17 protein-coding genes and 1 pseudogene are annotated in these 14442 nt (G+C 44.8%); 8 read left to right on the plus strand and 10 right to left on the minus strand.

Translation table 11 applies throughout. The annotated features are described in order from the left end of the window. Nucleotides 1–189: 189 nt before the first annotated feature. The 4 genes and pseudogenes from COW15_RS07080 to COW15_RS07095 form a co-directional block, all read left to right on the plus strand. On the plus strand, nucleotides 190–570 hold the full coding sequence (locus COW15_RS07080) for a DUF3302 domain-containing protein (protein WP_293631276.1): 381 nt from the start codon (nucleotides 190–192) through the stop codon (nucleotides 568–570). A gap of 1 nt (nucleotide 571) precedes the next feature. Then, nucleotides 572–1717 (plus strand): HlyD family secretion protein, encoded by a 1146-nt coding sequence (locus tag COW15_RS07085; protein WP_293631278.1) that lies wholly within the window; start codon nucleotides 572–574, stop codon nucleotides 1715–1717. Nucleotides 1718–1824: 107 nt separating this feature from the next. Next, nucleotides 1825–3330, plus strand: coding sequence for an AAA family ATPase (locus COW15_RS07090; RefSeq protein WP_293631280.1), 1506 nt, complete (start codon nucleotides 1825–1827; stop codon nucleotides 3328–3330). Beyond that, nucleotides 3323–3463, plus strand: a pseudogene (locus COW15_RS07095) (DUF2625 family protein); the annotation flags it as partial. The gene COW15_RS07090 and the pseudogene COW15_RS07095, both read left to right, overlap by 8 nt. Before the next feature lie 64 nt (nucleotides 3464–3527). Here the strand turns inward: COW15_RS07095 and COW15_RS07100 are convergent. After that, nucleotides 3528–4064 (minus strand): DUF4136 domain-containing protein, encoded by a 537-nt coding sequence (locus COW15_RS07100; RefSeq protein ID WP_293631281.1) that lies wholly within the window; start codon nucleotides 4062–4064, stop codon nucleotides 3528–3530. Nucleotides 4065–4228: 164 nt separating this feature from the next. Here COW15_RS07100 and COW15_RS07105 point away from each other — a divergent pair, with 164 nt between their 5' ends. Then, a complete protein-coding gene (locus tag COW15_RS07105) occupies nucleotides 4229–4534 on the plus strand; it encodes a DUF1289 domain-containing protein (protein ID WP_293631283.1) in 306 nt (101 codons plus the stop codon). A 101-nt stretch (nucleotides 4535–4635) separates the two neighbouring features. On the opposite strand, the gene COW15_RS07110 is transcribed toward COW15_RS07105, so the two are convergent. From COW15_RS07110 to COW15_RS07130, 5 genes are all read right to left on the minus strand, one after another. Next, the gene (locus tag COW15_RS07110) at nucleotides 4636–5904 is read right to left on the minus strand and encodes an ATP-binding protein (RefSeq protein WP_293631285.1); all 1269 of its coding nucleotides are present in this window, start codon (nucleotides 5902–5904) and stop codon (nucleotides 4636–4638) included. A 9-nt stretch (nucleotides 5905–5913) separates the two neighbouring features. Beyond that, on the minus strand, nucleotides 5914–6627 hold the full coding sequence (locus COW15_RS07115) for a response regulator (RefSeq protein ID WP_293631287.1): 714 nt from the start codon (nucleotides 6625–6627) through the stop codon (nucleotides 5914–5916). Further along, on the minus strand, nucleotides 6627–7040 hold the full coding sequence (locus tag COW15_RS07120) for a DUF3019 domain-containing protein (RefSeq protein WP_293631288.1): 414 nt from the start codon (nucleotides 7038–7040) through the stop codon (nucleotides 6627–6629). The genes COW15_RS07115 and COW15_RS07120 overlap by 1 nt, the downstream gene beginning before the upstream one ends. Nucleotides 7041–7045: 5 nt before the next feature. Further along, nucleotides 7046–7906 carry a MipA/OmpV family protein gene (locus tag COW15_RS07125; protein ID WP_293631289.1) on the minus strand — a complete coding sequence of 287 codons (861 nt, stop codon included), beginning with the start codon at nucleotides 7904–7906 and terminating at the stop codon, nucleotides 7046–7048. Nucleotides 7907–8269: 363 nt separating this feature from the next. After that, nucleotides 8270–8506 carry a hypothetical protein gene (locus COW15_RS07130; RefSeq protein WP_293631290.1) on the minus strand — a complete coding sequence of 79 codons (237 nt, stop codon included), beginning with the start codon at nucleotides 8504–8506 and terminating at the stop codon, nucleotides 8270–8272. Nucleotides 8507–9230: 724 nt separating this feature from the next. On the opposite strand from COW15_RS07130, the gene COW15_RS07135 reads away from it, so the two are divergent. After that, nucleotides 9231–9794, plus strand: coding sequence for an acetate uptake transporter (locus COW15_RS07135; protein ID WP_293631292.1), 564 nt, complete (start codon nucleotides 9231–9233; stop codon nucleotides 9792–9794). Nucleotides 9795–9893: 99 nt separating this feature from the next. Here the strand turns inward: COW15_RS07135 and COW15_RS07140 are convergent, their stop codons facing one another. The 3 genes from COW15_RS07140 to COW15_RS07150 all read right to left on the minus strand — a co-directional run bounded on the left by COW15_RS07140 (nucleotide 9894) and on the right by COW15_RS07150 (nucleotide 11680). Beyond that, the gene (locus COW15_RS07140) at nucleotides 9894–10388 is read right to left on the minus strand and encodes a YcxB family protein (RefSeq protein ID WP_293631293.1); all 495 of its coding nucleotides are present in this window, start codon (nucleotides 10386–10388) and stop codon (nucleotides 9894–9896) included. A gap of 208 nt (nucleotides 10389–10596) precedes the next feature. Next, nucleotides 10597–11013 (minus strand): VOC family protein, encoded by a 417-nt coding sequence (locus COW15_RS07145; RefSeq protein ID WP_293631294.1) that lies wholly within the window; start codon nucleotides 11011–11013, stop codon nucleotides 10597–10599. Nucleotides 11014–11065: 52 nt separating this feature from the next. Next, a complete protein-coding gene (locus tag COW15_RS07150) occupies nucleotides 11066–11680 on the minus strand; it encodes an NAD(P)H-dependent oxidoreductase (protein WP_293631295.1) in 615 nt (204 codons plus the stop codon). A 146-nt stretch (nucleotides 11681–11826) separates the two neighbouring features. On the opposite strand from COW15_RS07150, the gene COW15_RS07155 reads away from it, so the two are divergent. After that, the gene (locus COW15_RS07155) at nucleotides 11827–12450 is read left to right on the plus strand and encodes a metalloregulator ArsR/SmtB family transcription factor (RefSeq protein ID WP_293631296.1); all 624 of its coding nucleotides are present in this window, start codon (nucleotides 11827–11829) and stop codon (nucleotides 12448–12450) included. A gap of 62 nt (nucleotides 12451–12512) precedes the next feature. Then, complete coding sequence (locus COW15_RS07160) at nucleotides 12513–13220, plus strand: 16S rRNA pseudouridine(516) synthase (protein ID WP_293631298.1); 708 nt, start codon at nucleotides 12513–12515, stop codon at nucleotides 13218–13220. A gap of 150 nt (nucleotides 13221–13370) precedes the next feature. Here COW15_RS07160 and COW15_RS07165 read toward each other — a convergent pair. Next, nucleotides 13371–14442: methyl-accepting chemotaxis protein (locus tag COW15_RS07165; RefSeq protein WP_293631300.1), on the minus strand; the 1072-nt coding region annotated here is incomplete at its 5' end.

Below are 14442 nucleotides of genomic sequence, written 5' to 3' on the forward strand. Positions count from 1 at the left end.
GTTTAGCTTGAACATACCCTATGATCATGGCGTAAATCGACAAATGTGTGCCAGATCTAAATAAAAAAGCAATATTTATCTGGTCCTGTGACACTAAACTTCGTGGTTATTCATTTACCTATAGCGAGTTTGTGCTTCATCCACTAATCTTGTGGGGTGGAGTCAATATTATTAGTATAAGGAGCCTTTATGTTTTTAGACTATTTTGCGTTAGGTGTTCTTTTATTTGTTATTATCATTGTGTTTTATGGCGTGATTGCCATTCATGATATTCCCTATGAAATTGCAAAAAAGCGTAATCATCCCCAACAGGATGCTCTCCATATTGCAGGTTGGGTGAGTTTATTTACCTTGCACGCCATTTGGCCATTTTTATGGATCTGGGCCACTTTATACCGGGAAGATCGTGGATGGGGGTTTAATACCGTAATGAAGCGTGAACAAGCATTAGAGGATGATGTTGAGGCTCTAAGGCAAACAGTGACAGAATTACAATCCCGCCTGCAGCAATTAGAGTCGACACCTTCGTCGGTCGATGATGCTAAACCTAGCAATAAAGTAGAGGTATAACATGGATTTATTACTTATACTTACCTATGCCGCCATTTGTATTGTTATCTTTAAAGTCTTTAAAATCCCACTAAATAAATGGACAGTTCCTACGGCGGTGTTGGGGGGCGTCTTCATTATTGGCGCTTTGCTGCTGCTGATGAATTATAACCACCCTTATTCTCGTTTTTCCCGTGAGTATTTTGCCACCATTCCTATTACACCTGCAGTTAAAGGATTGGTCACTTCGGTCGAAGTCAAACCTAATATGCCTGTAAAACAGGGAGATGTGCTATTTCGTCTCGATCCTATTCCCTTTGAAGCCATAGTAAAACGTAAACGTGCCGCTTTGATGGAAGCCGAACTCGAAGTGCCACAACTCGCCGCTGCTTGGGAATCGGCTAAGGCAAATGTAGAGCGTGCGAGGGCCGATAAGGACCGTAATAAATCTGCCTTCGAGCGTTACGAGTTAGGCCGTAAGAAGGGAGGGGCGAATTCGCCTTTTACTGAACTGGAACTCGATAATAGACGTCAATTGTATTTAGCCTCCGAGGCACAATTGACAGTAGCGAATGCCGAAGAGTTACGTATCAGGCTGGCCTACGAATCTAATATTGATGGTGTTAATACTAAAGTGGCAGGCTTACAAGCGGATTTAGACGGCGCCCTTTATGACTTAGCCCAATCTGTGGTACGTGCGCCGGCCGATGGCGTAGTGACCCAAATGGCATTGCGGGTTGGCGCTATGGCGGTGCCTTTGCCTTTGCGGCCCGTAATGAGCTTTATTCCAGACGAGCAACGATATTTTGCGGGCGCATTTTGGCAAAACTCATTGTTGCGTTTACAGGAAGGTGATGAGGCCGAGGTCATACTGGATGCCGCGCCAGGACAGATCTTTAAGGGGAAAGTGGCAAAAATATTACCCGCCATGGCAGAAGGTGAAATTCAAATGAGTGGCACTTTGCAGTCGTCGAATCGACTTTTTCAAAATGGCCGTGTGATTGTGTTGATTGACATCGAAGATGATGCGATCCGCAAACAATTTCCCGCGGGGGTTTCTGGACAGGTCGCTATTTATACTGAGCATTTCCATCATGTAGCTGTGATGCGTAAAGTATTGCTAAGGATGCAAGGTTGGTTGAATTACTTGTTTTTTGATGGACATTAGTGCATTAAATTACTGAGTTAATTCGGTTACATTATTTTGTAAAGTCCAGTTCGCTGGACTTTTTTATATTAAATTTCCGTTTAATCACAGCTAATGGATATACAAGCATGCAAGATATTCGCGATTTAACCTCAGTGCTGCGCTCCAATACACCCATCGTAGTGATTGAAACCTATGAAGAATATCGCGTGGTCGAACTGCTTAAGCGGGTCGCTAATGTGCTCTATCAACCCGTGTTTACTTGGAGTATTACCCAAGGCTTAGCCCGGGTCGATAAACCCATGGCGGCGCAAAAGTTTAATAGCGAACCTACAGATTTACTCGGGCAGATTAAATCAACTCCACAGAAGGGGATTTATGTGCTGTGCGACTTTCATCCCTTTGTGATCGATGCGCCTAAGAATGTACGTTTACTCAAAGAAATCGCCCTAGAATACGAGACGCTGCAACACACTTTAGTGCTGGTGAGTCATGCCTTCGATATCCCGCCCGAAATCAAACGTTATTGCGCCTATTTTCAATTAACTTTGCCAAGTACGGTGCAATTGCAAAACCTGATTTACCTTGAGGTCGATAACATTCGTAATCAAGGTACACAGTTACAGGTCGATGATACGGCCGTAACAAAACTGGCGGAGAATCTGCGGGGCGTGACCTTAGATGATGCCCGCCGTCTGGTGCGTAAAGCCATAGTCGATGATGGCGCTATTACTTCATCGGATATCGATGCCCTCAATAAAGCTAAGTTTCAGCTACTCGATCTTAATGGTGTACTGCAATTTGAATACGATACGAGTGATTTCTCCGAGATCGCCGGGCTGCATAACCTTAAAAAGTGGCTTAAGCAGCGCGCGCCCATCGCGGCAGTTAAGCATGATACTGGGACAGCAAATACTAACTATGTTCCCAAAGTATTGGATATACCAAAGGGGATTTTGCTGCTCGGCGTGCAGGGTAGTGGCAAGAGCCTTGCCGCTAAGGCGGTTGCGGGTGTTTGGCAAAGACCCTTGCTCAGGCTCGATATGGCAGCCTTATATAACAAATATATAGGTGAAACCGAGAAAAACCTGCGCAACGCACTGGCTCTCGCCGACATGATGTCGCCCTGCGTGCTTTGGATAGATGAAATTGAAAAAGGCTTAAGCGGCGGTAGCAGTGATGAGGGCACATCGACACGGATCCTTGGCACCTTACTCACTTGGATGGCGGAGCGTAAATCAGACGTGTTTGTGGTGGCTACCGCCAATGATATTCAAGCCCTGCCGCCAGAGTTGATGCGCAAGGGCAGGATGGATGAAATCTTCTTTGTCGATTTACCCGACGAAGCCATACGCAAAGCCATCTTCTTGATCCACTGTCAGCGCCGTGGAATCGATGTGGCGAGCTTAGATCTCGCCCAATTATCGGCCCGTAGCCAAGGATTTTCCGGCGCCGAAATCGAACAAGCCGTCATTGCTGCCATATATACCGCAAGAAGTGTCGAGCGCGGTGTCGATCAAGCGTTATTACTCGAAGAACTCAGTAAAACGCGGCCTTTATCTGTAGTGATGAGCGATAAAATCAATGCGCTTAGGCAATGGGCCGCAGGCAGAACCGTGAATGCCCATGAGTAGAGATGGATGGATTCGATTTCTAGACTCTGGAGGCGAAAAATTGTCCCGAAGTATTACCGATTGGAATAGAAGTGCACATTATCTTCTAGTGGCGAATGGCGTAGTTGGTGGATTTTTTGCTATCAACGGTGGCGGTTTAGGCGCATATGGATGGGTGAGTGTGCATCCATCCATTATTGGCTGCTTACTTCATCTGCTTACTTCTTCGGTGGGAATTGTGCCAAAATTCGGCCGACGGCTTTGGCGGTATCTTGGGCTTTTTCATTACCGCCTGCGTCGAAGTCATATTTGTCGCTGCCCCGCCAAATTAATTTATTGGTCTTAGGGTCGATAATATCTATCTGAATGGTTTGAATTTTAGCGGTATCACTCCCCAGTGGCACGCCAACACTGGTGCCTATTCCAATCCCTCCCGAACTTCCGAATGTGCCTGTGCCTAAGCCAATAGAAAGGCCAGAATCCTTAGGTTTATCTTGGGTCAGTAAGGCGTAGGCGACATTAAAATCGGGTGATGCTGTATTTTCTACAAAACCCTTTTGAGCCAATTGCTGATTGATTTCTGTTTGAATACGCTGGGCACTTAGTGGATCGTCCGTTGACGATGTTGTGAGCTGGGTGAAGTTGTGCAATGTGCTGAAGTCGTAATTGAGGTCGTAATCGTTTTTAGGTTTACTGCTGCAAGCGCTTAATAAGGCGACCGCGAGGAGTAGATTAAGAAAATGACGATATCCCATGATAGTGCTCCAAAAGTTGTACAAACTCTGCTCAATGTGCCTTGATTAAGGTCGTTCCTGCAAGTACTTTAGGTAAGAGTGTTGAATTTTTAGCATTAATATTAGCGGCAAGTTCAATACACCCGATTAACGTGTGTAAATTATGGCAGAGAAACTCTATCATCATGGAACAGTTAGCCTTTTTTGAGATCCCTAGTCCCTGCATCGGTGTGTGTCAAACCGATGCGCGGGGCTATTGTAAAGGTTGTCTGCGTAGCCGTGATGAACGCTTTAACTGGCTGAGTTTCTCCGATGCACAAAAGTACGATGTGATCCGTCTCTGCAATCAACGTAAGCGTCGTCGCCAACTGGCCGCGATCAAGGCGCAGCAACTGCAAATCGCGCAGGAGAGGGCGGCATTAAATCCACAATTGAATTTTGAACCAGAGAGCAGCACAGATTTAGACTTTGGTAGCTTCGAGCTAGATTGATATGTTGGATAACTTCTAGGTTAGATACCTTGTTGAACTCACAGTTTACATTTTCCCATTCTAGTTATCGCAGGCTGTTACTTGATTAACCTCTTTCCTTATTAGAGCTTGCGCTTTTTCGGCCAAGTTAGGCTAAAGCGTGTTTGTTGCGGATTGCTGGTGACAGTGACATCCCCTTGATGGCGTTGCATAATACGTTTGATAATCGCCAATCCTAATCCATGCCCTTTATTGCCATTTTGTACCGACTGACTTCGGTAAAAAGGTTCAAACACTTTGGGTAAATCAACCTCTGGTATGGGTTCTCCATCATTGCTCACACTTAAGGTGATCTTCTGCTGGGTTTGGGTGACTTCAATGTTAATTCCTGTGCGGGCGAAGCGTTGAGCGTTAGTGAGTAAATTTTGCAGGGCGCGTTCGATTAAGGTGGGCTCACCGATAAGGGCTAAGGTACTGAGCTGTGTTTGCAAGCGAATAGGGAGCGTACTTAAGGTCTCTAGACGTTTAATGGTTTGATTAACAAGCTGGATCAGATCGTATTCATCGAGTTGAATTCCTTCCCGTTGTGATTCTAAGCTGGCGTAGGTCAATAATTCTTGGAGTAGATTTTCCATTTCCTTAATATCGAGTTGCATTTCATTGAGGAAATCTTGGCGCTTTTGTTCGTCAGAGTCCGGCTGACAATACATAGGCATAAGTGCAAGGGCGAATTTGAGCCTTGCCAGTGGTGTACGGATCTCGTGGGATACCGCATTAGAGAGGTGTTTTTGGTTCTCAATTAGGGCGCTGATATGGCGTGCCATTTCATTAAAGGTGTTGGCTAAGGGTTTGACTTGGGAGCGATTGGACAGGGCTATGCGTGTATCCCACTTTGCTTCACCAAATTCTTTTGTGGCCTTACGCAGTATGCTTAAGTCCCGTGAAAGGGGGCCAACCCAAATCAGTGCCACTAGGGCGAGTGATAAATAGAAGAATAATGTGAATAAATTACGTAGGTTAGCCCTAGGATCTATTTCTAAAGGCCCAGCCATCAACACTTGCTCGCCAACCATGATAAATTGAAACTGTTCGTCATCGTTTGTGGTGGTGGTCACAACATGATTTGGGCTGAGCTGTTGATCCTTCCCTAAGGCAATTTGATCTGCATCGAGCAGATTTAAAGGCAGTAGTGGATTACCCGGCAGCGCCTCAAGATACGCTCTACGAGTGTCCTGAGGCAACTGTGCCAATAGCTGCGCGAGTGCAACGAATGGCGCATCGAGTGCATTGTTATCATCTACATTTTTCTGCCATAGGCTGTCGAGTGTCCAACCTATGCCAAGAAAGCTGAGGCTAAGTAACAAATATAAGCTGATAAAGAGACGTTTCACTGTTGTGGCTTAGTTATTCCAGGCTTCGGGGGCAAAGAGATAACCTTGACCCCAAACGGTTTTAATTCTAAACGGCGTTTCAATATTATCGTTGAGTTTTTTGCGAAGTCTTGAGATGCGCACATCAATTTTTCGATCTTTTCCATCAAAATCAATATTAAGCAATAATTGATAGATATATTGGCGGCTGAGCACTTGGCCTGCTTGTGAGGCCAGTAGCCATAGCAGCTCGAACTCATGGCTGGTTAAATCGACTTCTTTTTCATCGAGTCTAATCGCATGGGTGTGGGGATCTATGCTCAGTTTTCCAAAGGTCAAACAATGGGATTCGGCTTGAGGCGGTTGGTTTTGGCGGCGCAGTAAGTTGTTGATCCGTGCGACTAAGAGTGCGGGATCTACGGGTTTCACTACATAGTCGTCGGCACCGAGTTCTAACCCTTTGATTTGATCTTCACTCGAACCTAGTGCGCTCATCAGTAAGATCGGGCCGGCAAAGTAGTCGGGTAATTTTTCACATAGGCTAAGGCCATCCATGCCCGGCAGCATGATGTCTAACAAGATGATATCGGGTTTGTAGTTGAGTAAGCGCGTTAATACTGTATCGCCTCGGCGTTCCACTTCAACGTGCATGCCGTGGGATTTCAAGTAATCAACAATTAAATTCGCAAGACGAACATCGTCTTCAACCAATAACACTCTGTGGGGTGATTGTGGGCTCGTCATTAAAATAAACTCCAAGGGTTACGGTAACGTCTGCGCACCTGAGGCTGCGAGGTTGACGTGATTTTTAGTTTGGCACCTGCCAAGGTTTGATTGCTTTCCTTACTCACCAAGACGAAATGGATATCGGTCAAGGTGCTCACATTTAAGCTGATGCTTTGTTGTTCGGGTGTATCACTACACAACTTAGGGTAGTCGGCATTATCTGACAAGATACAAATCAGTTCGTTGTGGGGTAATTCCCAACGTAATTCGACTCGGATTTCACAGGCTTTCTCATCTGCACCTGTGATGCATATTTCGGGTGTTAACTTAAGGCTGGAAACGTCACTCGAGGCGGCTTGTGCAGAATTAGGGTCCATCAAGCTGAGGCTTAGACCTAATACGCAAAGCGAACTAATACGAGGATGGGCCACTAATGTTAAAACCTATAGGCTGCGCCAACAAAATAGGTGCTGCTATAGTCTTCATCGAGCAAGGGACTGGCGGCAATTTCATCGGCAATTTGAGTGTAGCGAACTGCCAATAGCAGATCCCAGTTGTCTGTTAATATATAGCGTGCCGTGACTTCTGCACCTTGGTTCCAACCCGAATCAGCTTGGTACTGTTCACTCCAGTAGGCGTTTTCGCTTGGGCGTACACTGTAGTAATAGTCCACTACATTTTCACTCTTCCAATCAAACACCAGTGACAGGTCGATAACCCAACGATTGGGATGCCAAACATAGGTCCACTTTATTTGTGCTTCAGAGCCGTTATGCACATTAAACATATCGTGGGTGTATGCCAATCGAATTGTACCTAACTGAGTGTAGACAAAGGCTTCGGCACCACCAAGCATGGTGAAGTTCCGCGACTCGAGTGAATTAAATACGGGATCGGGCTCACTGCTCAAAGAGTTAGCGGTTTTAAAGTTAGCCTGCTCCTGTGTGCTACGGGTAAGAAAGATATTGGAGGGATCCCAACGGTAAAAATAGGCTCTATCTAAGCTATAGCTTGTCACTAAGTTGAGGCTAAAATCGTTTTGTTCGATTAGGTTATAACCGACATTACCATTATCAAAAAACCAATGTTCACCATAGTAAGCCACTGAGGGAATAAAAAAGACGGGAATATCGTCGAAATCCCTTAATGGGTTAGTTTTTTGTCCCCATCCCACGGCAACGCCTAAATCCCAATTTCGCATCTCTATGCATTCATCTTTGGTTGCGCAGGAATCCTTCGCCATTCCAATAGAAGGCAAACAGAGGCTGGTCAATAAGATAACTAAAATACGATACATGATTTTACGTTTGGGATTGAGGTTGTTATCAGAGGGAAATAGATTAGCATTTTATGCTGAATTCGACAGTGCTTTCACCTGGGGGGATGCAAAATGATACAGATATCATATAAATAACTGAGATGTAGATGCTGTAATCATTTGAAAGCCAACTTAAAAAGCGCCAAAGTTTATATTTGCAGGGTGTTGTGCGGTTAACTTCAAATGTTAATTCGATGGCTTTGGATGTGATGAAATGTAATTAAAAAGATATGAAAATGAGGGTTATCGAAGTCAGTAATGCCATTCGATAGGTGAATGGCGTTACAAAAAGCGCTGAAAACCGAGGAAGGAGACTACGCTAAAGGAATGATGCGAATAGTCTTAATTGAGTTCTTTTACGGTTTGGTAACCCATTTCAGTTAACTGGTCATTCACACAATCGAGCACGTATTGCTTTAATTCGGTATTTTCTACTTGGTCCTCAGATGCCATCTGTTGGCAAACTTCAGTCAGTTGAGCTATGTCGCTTGCAGGAGCGGGAGGAAGGGTCGATTCATCGGCAAGGGTTGCAAAGCTCATTAAGGCCGACAGAGTGATAATAGTGGATAACTGCTTCATTTTATTTCCTTTAGTTATTGATTGTTAACATCAGGCTAAGATTTGTTTTCTCAATTTTACTGCGTCAACTGCAGCAATTTATCACTGCTATTATTTTTTGGATATAAATAATTGCAAGTGAGTTTGCTAAGTCTTATTCCCTATAACGGGCAAGGCATTATGAACTTCTGCCTCGGATCCTAATCCCTGATCGCCCGGCACTCATTCAAGTGCGGACACAGATAGATTCTTCGGTGCTGCTGTGGGCCTGCCGCTTGAAACTGCTTGCTAGGATAATGTTGCAGCACGAGGGGATATTGATAAAAATTTGGTTAAAGTGGGATTTATCTCACTCTTCTGTCGATATTGGGATTAAGTTAATAATTTATGCTGTTTTCCTATCGTTTTAGTCTTAGCTTATTTATGGGCAAATAATCGAACTTTGAACTGATGCAAATTTGCTGGCTAAAGCTTGATGTTCCTCACTATTTATTGAGGTTTTTGATAGTTTGTTGAATCTAAAAAGATTAATTTTATGGCAGGTTTTGCTTTTTCTATTTTTTCGAAATTAAATAAACTATCTATTTGAATTTATTGGCTTTTAATTCTAAACTTTAACTTAAGATGTTTTCATTGCTAATATTTTAACTGTTCAATAGAATGCGTCACTTTCTTCTATTTATTGTATTAATATTTTTCTAACATATTGATATTATTTGAGTTAAAAATCTCGCGGAGAACTCTTGTGTCAACAAAACTGGCAAATCCTGCACCATTAGGTCTAATGGGCTTTGGTATGACGACAATGCTGCTAAATATCCATAATGCTGGATATTTTCCCATCGATGCCATGATATTGGCGATGGGCATTTTTTACGGTGGTCTTGGTCAAGTCATTGTGGGTATTATGTGTTTTATGCGTGGTGATACCTTTGGGACAACGGCTTTTACGTCCTATGGTCTGTTTTGGTTGACTTTGGTTGGATTAATTTTGATGCCGAATGCTGGCATTGCCGCCAGCCCAACCTACTTTATGGGTTGGTATTTAACGTTTTGGGGGATCTTTACTGCGTTTATGTTTGTGGGATCATTGCGTTATCCGAGAGCTAAACAATTTGTGTTTGCTTCATTGACCCTGTTATTTTTCTTGCTGGCTGCCCGTGATTTTACCGGCAATGCCTTGATAGGCACTATAGCGGGCTTTGAAGGGATCATTTGTGGTGCGAGTGCGATTTACTTTGCTATGGCGCAAGTGTTGAACAATGAATACGGCCGCACCATTTTACCCGTAGGTGAATTGAAAAAATAAACTCAAGATGTTGTGATTGGTAAAAGGCTGATATTTATCAGCCTTTTTTGTGGGCGGAAGTTAGGGTGTAACAGCTTAACTGATTCGTGGCGGCTACATTTAGTTTGTGACCCAATCTCGACTTTTTGACCTAGACCTAATATAGGCAATAGTGGCCGTATCTAGGCAACTTGAAGAGATGTAACTCGTTCCCGCCCTGTGGGTGAGCAAGAAACCCCTAGCGGTTTCTTTGATCCTATCTATATCAGTCCATCGAATTTGGTTATCCACATACCGAGAGTGAGTGCGAATACCTTGCTCATCCATGCTCAATGTCACTTCATTGCTTGCCGCTTTACTCATCATCTGGCGCATCAGCCACCAAGTCTTGTGGTATTTCACATTGAGGGCTTCGATAACGCCTAGCCCAACGAAGAAGTAAGCTAAATACAGGCTAATGTCGGTGAAGATAAGCGCGATGCCGATGAGTACCAGTCCAATCCCTTTGTAATAGGGCTTGAGCGTGGGATCTGGGATAACGGATTGGGTATAACATTCATCAAAATGCGCTTTATCTAGGATATAAGTCGTGGAATAGGAATAAGGCGTAGGCATAGTGTCATCTAATTAGTAACTCGCTTTGTGGCGGTTAGTGTAGCGATTTCCGTTTTTAAAGTAACGACTTTAAGCACGAGTGCAAATGGCAAAGTGGACCGTAGCTTGAGCGCTTTTATCCACTTATGCCGATAGCCCAACCTTGTGGTTAAGGCATTTATGACTTGAGCCTGGTGTTGATATAAACCTACCGCCGCGGTTCATATTATCAATAGCGATTGCGCTCTGCGGGAATATCACTTAAATACTCCACAAATTCCACTTCAAAGCCATGGGCGTCGAAGAAGTAAATATTGCGGCGATAGGGATCTTCCATGCCCTCTTTGGCAATAGGGAACCCAGCTTGGGTTAATCTGGCGATCACGGCATCTAAGTTATCGGTCACAAAGGCAAAATGTGCTAGGCCTATTTGGTGACCCGTTAAATCACGGTTTTCGCCTTCGCCATTGTCACTAAAAGCAATATATTGATAATCATCGCCAAAATGGATCCAGTTACGGGGTTTGCCGTACCAAGTGCCTTTATCGCCGCCGCGCACGCGCCAGTGGGGAAAAGCCGCTTGATAAAAGCGTAGTGCTGCGGGGATGTCGTCTACTACTAAGTTAATATGCTCTAAATGGATCATAATGCGTTCCTTGTCATGGGGTTTGTCGTTGGTGGTTAAAATTGCAAGCCGCTCACATACCGTAGCAGTACTCCTGCTGCTTGGGGTACGCTTGCGTTGCGTGTCGTTCACGAATGGGGGCCAGTGCTTGGGCGTATTGATGCAGCATATGTAAACTATATTGCACTCTTTCCCTGAGCGCGATATCACGCTCACTCTCGGGAATGGCATTGAGCACATTGCTGACATTGCGAATGATCAAATGATCGGGAATAGGCACTAATTTATTGTTTTTGAGTGCATTCATCTTTACTTCAACGATGGGATAGGTGCCGCTAATACCATCCGATATTGAGACTAATAAGGCTGGTTTATGGGCGGTTTCTTGGCGAGTGCACATCAATAAGAAGTTCTTCAGTAACGGCGATGCCATACCACCCCATTCTGGGGTGATCAGCACTAGCGCATCGGCTTCATCGACTCTTTGCTCTATTTCGGGCCAGTGTTCACCCTTGTTGTCTTCCTCGCCATCCCAAAAGGGCAGGTTAAATTGGCATAACTCTAAGTGGTGTATGCTGTCGTAACCCATAGCATGGGGTGATGAGAAACTACTTTCGGCGATATAACGACCGACTTTAGCACTCTGAGAATCGGATCTTTGGCTGGTACTGATGATGAGTAATTTCATTAAGTAAACCCATTTGTTTATAAATTATTTATAAGGTAATTGCTTTATTTAATCTTGTAAAGGGTAAAGTAAATAAAAAAGTTTATTTAATCTGTTAAAAAGCGGACGATTGGGGGATAATCCGTTGGGAATACTGGAGATTTCAAATGAAAACCACTGATAAGATTATTCAATTGCTCAAATTGCATGGTCCGCTCACAGCTAAAACCTTAGCGGAGGAATTGGCGTTAACGACTATGGGGGTGCGTCAACATCTCCAGGCCTTGGAGGAGGCTGGTGATGTGGATATTGAAGATAGAGTCGAAGGCCGTGGTCGCCCAACGCGTTATTGGGGCTTGACCGAGCAAAGCCGAACCCACTTTGCCGATCGTCATGGGGAGTTGACGGTGCAGTTGCTTGATTCAGTCAAAATGATCTTTGGTGATAGAGGCTTAGATCAGCTTATCGATTACAGGGAGCAAAGTGCGTTGCTCCAATATAGCGCCGCTATGTTGGGGGTGACAGATATTCCGACACGTTTAGCTATACTCGCGCAATTACGCTCAGACGAAGGTTATATGGCGACAATGGAGCAAGTCGATGGGGTGTATTTTCTACTCGAAAATCACTGTCCTATCTGCGCTGCGGCAACTCATTGCTTAAATTTTTGCCGCTCTGAGTTGCAACTTTTTCAGCAGTTATTCGCCGATATCGCCGTCGTGAGCCGTGAAGAACATATTGTCGAAGGTGCTCGCCGCTGTGCATATCGAATACTTCCCCTCGACCAGTAATTTAAGTTGATATTGGGGAGCCACTTTTTATGAATTATTGAGGGTGAATATGTCGAGGTGTTATGCAATCTAAACGTGGTCGGCTCGATAGATATCTTGGTGCAAAGCTGCAAATACCCCGCAAATTGGTGCGAGATTTATTGCTCGCTGGCCGTGTGCGGGTCGACGACCAGATTGCTAAAGAGATGGATAGGCAAGTGGATGAGTTTTCCCATATTCAGCTTGATGGACAAATTTTACAGGCCAACAGCCCCATTTATATTATGTTACATAAACCCATTGGCGTAGTGAGTGCCACTAAAGATGATGGGCATAAAACAGTAATCGAGCTACTCAACTGCGAGCAGCGTGAGGAGCTGCATATTGCGGGTCGATTGGACTTAAACTCTTCCGGATTATTATTGCTAACCAATGACAGTCGCTGGTCAGAGGCATTGATGTCGCCCACGCAGAAGGTTGAAAAAGTGTATCGGGTCACGCTCGCTAATCCCTTAACGGAGGATTATATTGCCGCATTTGCTGAGGGTATGTATTTCGGATTTGAGGATATTAAGACGCAAGCTGCCAAGCTTACGATCCTCGATGACCATGTGGCTGAGGTGACACTGAGGGAAGGTAAGTACCATCAAATTAAACGTATGTTTGGCCGATTTCGTAATCCAGTGGTTGGTCTGCATAGATTATCAATAGGCGATATTGTGTTGGATGAGCAACTGGCACCGGGTGAGAGTCGTCCGCTCACAATCGCTGAAGTGACCTCTATCCGTTAGCATGGATAAAACCCTGAGAGCTCGTCCGCTAATCCCACCATCTTTGTCGTTAGTGTTGGCTATGTTAAGTATAAAATCTAAGCTATAAGCATAAAATCTAAGTATAAAAACGGGCTTGAGAGCCAACTCCCTCAAGCCCGTGATATGCCATTAGAGCCTAAATGCACTGACTTGATTACGCATACTGCTGGCGAGTTTTGTTAAATTAATCACCGACTCACTTAATTCAACAGCGGAAGTTGTAGAATGTTCGGCAATATCACTAATGGCAATAATACTGCGGTTAATGCTTTCGGCTACGCTACTTTGTTCTTCGGCTGCGGTCGCAATATGTGTGTTAAGTTCAGTGATATTATCCACTGAGGTGACGATTTCCTTCAATGCTTGGCCCGCCTGATTAGCTTTATCATTGGCATCGTCAACTTGATTTATCCCCACTTCCATTGCACTGACGGCTTCCTTGACGCCGAGTTGCAGGGTGGCGATCATCGCTTCTATTTCTTGGGTGGACTTTTGAGTTCGCTGGGCGAGTGTTCTCACCTCATCGGCAACCACTGCAAAGCCGCGACCTTGCTCACCGGCGCGAGCCGCCTCAATGGCCGCATTTAGGGCCAATAGGTTGGTTTGCTCGGCAATACTCTTAATTACATCGAGCACGCGGCCAATATTCTGGCTTTCATTGGATAGCACGCCAATCACTTGGGCCGTTTTTTGAATTTGATCTGACAGTTGCGACATACTGTTAATCGACTGCATCACAATATGGTTACCATTGGCGGCATAGGTATCGGCGTCTTTCGCGGAATCAGCCGCGGCAGCAGCGCTCTGGGCGACTTCGGCAACCGTCGCGGTCATTTCATTCATCGCGGTTGCGGTTTGCTCTGTCTCGGCCTGCTGTTGCTGCATACGTTTATTCGTCGCTTGGGTGAAGCCACTGAGATCGTTCGCAGAGTCATTTACTGTGTTTGCTGCCTCAGCAATTGAATTTAGAATACCCCTTAAGTGCTCGATAACTTGGGTGAGACTCGTGGATATTTGACCTAATTCATCATCGTTGAACATCTTAAACTTGACGGTCAGATCTGAGTCTTGGTGGATGGTGTTGAGTTTGGTGACTATATCGCTGATGGGGTTCATCACACTGCGATTAACCCAGAGTCCGATTCCGATACTGATCAGCATGGCGAGCCCAGCCAAGATCATGAAAATAGAGATGGAAGAT

The sequence above is a fragment of the Shewanella sp. CG12_big_fil_rev_8_21_14_0_65_47_15 genome, from assembly GCF_002783505.1.
GTDB lineage: Bacteria > Pseudomonadota > Gammaproteobacteria > Enterobacterales > Shewanellaceae > Shewanella.

Coding starts and splice junctions, on each gene's coding strand:
- COW15_RS07080 (WP_293631276.1), top strand. CDS start 190: ATGTTTTTAGACTATTTTGCGTTAGGTGTTCTTTTATTTGTTATTATC.
- COW15_RS07085 (WP_293631278.1), top strand. CDS start 572: ATGGATTTATTACTTATACTTACCTATGCCGCCATTTGTATTGTTATC.
- COW15_RS07090 (WP_293631280.1), top strand. CDS start 1,825: ATGCAAGATATTCGCGATTTAACCTCAGTGCTGCGCTCCAATACACCC.
- COW15_RS07100 (WP_293631281.1), bottom strand. CDS start 4,064: ATGGGATATCGTCATTTTCTTAATCTACTCCTCGCGGTCGCCTTATTA.
- COW15_RS07105 (WP_293631283.1), top strand. CDS start 4,229: ATGGAACAGTTAGCCTTTTTTGAGATCCCTAGTCCCTGCATCGGTGTG.
- COW15_RS07115 (WP_293631287.1), bottom strand. CDS start 6,627: ATGACGAGCCCACAATCACCCCACAGAGTGTTATTGGTTGAAGACGAT.
- COW15_RS07125 (WP_293631289.1), bottom strand. CDS start 7,906: ATGTATCGTATTTTAGTTATCTTATTGACCAGCCTCTGTTTGCCTTCT.
- COW15_RS07130 (WP_293631290.1), bottom strand. CDS start 8,506: ATGAAGCAGTTATCCACTATTATCACTCTGTCGGCCTTAATGAGCTTT.
- COW15_RS07140 (WP_293631293.1), bottom strand. CDS start 10,388: ATGCCTACGCCTTATTCCTATTCCACGACTTATATCCTAGATAAAGCG.
- COW15_RS07145 (WP_293631294.1), bottom strand. CDS start 11,013: ATGATCCATTTAGAGCATATTAACTTAGTAGTAGACGACATCCCCGCA.
- COW15_RS07150 (WP_293631295.1), bottom strand. CDS start 11,680: ATGAAATTACTCATCATCAGTACCAGCCAAAGATCCGATTCTCAGAGT.
- COW15_RS07155 (WP_293631296.1), top strand. CDS start 11,827: ATGAAAACCACTGATAAGATTATTCAATTGCTCAAATTGCATGGTCCG.
- COW15_RS07160 (WP_293631298.1), top strand. CDS start 12,513: ATGCAATCTAAACGTGGTCGGCTCGATAGATATCTTGGTGCAAAGCTG.